The organism is Arthrobacter sp. B0490, assembly GCF_002929355.1.
Taxonomy (GTDB): domain Bacteria; phylum Actinomycetota; class Actinomycetes; order Actinomycetales; family Micrococcaceae; genus Arthrobacter_D.
The window spans coordinates 1-1328 of the sequence record NZ_PJIR01000047.1 but is presented as its reverse complement, the minus strand read 5'-3'; the positions used below and the strand labels follow the sequence as shown (position 1 = coordinate 1328).

General features: G+C 65.3%; 2 protein-coding genes. One reads left to right on the top strand and one right to left on the bottom strand.

Annotated elements, in window-relative coordinates; all coding sequences use genetic code 11:
* On the top strand, positions 1-274 hold a 274-nt coding region (locus tag CXQ97_RS18520; RefSeq protein WP_219815470.1), incomplete at its 5' end, for a tripartite tricarboxylate transporter substrate-binding protein.
* Here the strand turns inward: CXQ97_RS18520 and CXQ97_RS18515 are convergent.
* On the bottom strand, positions 201-1184 hold the full coding sequence (locus CXQ97_RS18515; protein WP_014486049.1) for an IS481-like element IS481 family transposase: 984 nt from the start codon (positions 1182-1184) through the stop codon (positions 201-203). The two genes, CXQ97_RS18520 and CXQ97_RS18515, sit on opposite strands and share 74 nt — an antisense overlap.
* Positions 1185-1328 lie beyond the last annotated feature (144 nt).

The window sequence follows — 1328 nt, the reverse complement described above, 5'->3', positions numbered from 1 at the left end:
CGACTCGCCATGGCGCACGCCGCAGCAATTGTTCGAAGCCGCCCAGGCCAAGCCGGACACGATCACGATCGGCTCGCCCGGCATCGGCACCGTGCCGCACCTGGTCAGCCTGCTGATCGGACAGGAGCTGAACGTGCGCGTGGTGCCGGTGCCCTACAAGGGCAGCGCCGCGCTCATGCCCGACCTGGTCAGCGGCCGGGTCAACGCGGCGATGGACAATCTGTTCGCGCAAGTGGCTTGTGAACTGTCAATAGGTTGTATTCGTCCAGGTTGAGTCTGGAGATGGGTACAGCGCGCCCGATGCCTTGGTGGGGTCGATGCCAGTTGTAGTGGTGTAGCCAGGATTTCATGGCATCGGCTCGGTGTTGGGAGTTCTGGTAGGTGTGAGCGTAAGCCCACTCACGCAAGGCCGACTGGATGAAGCGTTCGGCCTTGCCATTGGTCTGTGGGCGGTAAGGTCGGGTAAAGCGGTGCTTGATGCCCAGCTCATGGCACAGCGCGGCGAAGGCGCGGCTGCGAAAGGCCGAGCCATTGTCGGTGAGCAAGCGCTGGATGGTCACGCCCAGGCGCTGGTAGTAGGCCACTGCGTCCTTGAGGAACTGGACGGCGCTGGGGAAGCGCTCGTCGGGGTGGATGTCGGTGAAGGCCACGCGGGCGTGGTCATCGATGGCCACGAAGACGAAGTCCCAGCCGGCCCCCTCAACGGTATCGCGTCGGTTGCCCGTGACCCGGTGGCCAGGGCGCTGGATACGTCCCAGCTTCTTGATGTCGATGTGCAGCAGATCGCCGGGGGCCTGATGCTCGTAGCGCACCACCGGCTCGGCCGGCTCCAGGTCGGCCAGGTGCGACAGACCGGCGCGGGCCAGGACGCGGCTGACGGTGCTGGCTGACACGCCCAGCGCCTGGGCGATGCGCGCTTGGGTCAGCCGCTTGCGGCGCAGCTCCACGATAGCCAGCGCCTTGGCCGGCGCAATCGCTCGGGGCGAGACCGTCGGGCGCGAGGACGCATCGGCCAAGCCCGCCTGGCCCTGAGCCAGGAAGCGGCCCAGCCATTTGCGCACAGTCGGCGCGGTGACCCCATAGGCGCGGGCCGCTTCAGGCACACAAACTTGATGGGCGATCAATTGCTGGACCATTTCGAGTCGACGTAGGAAGGTCAATCGGGCATGCTTATGGGTGTTCATCCGGCCGGGCTCCTTGAGTGAACTGGGGGGGTGGCGATTTCCAGTTTCTCAAATCCGGTTCGGATGAACCATGCATACAACCTATTGAATCTTCACAGCTAGCCGGGCGCGGCGATGGGGGCTTGCCGGGCCCCGCAGATCTCG

Coding starts and splice junctions, on each gene's coding strand:
- CXQ97_RS18515 (WP_014486049.1), bottom strand. CDS start 1,184: ATGAACACCCATAAGCATGCCCGATTGACCTTCCTACGTCGACTCGAA.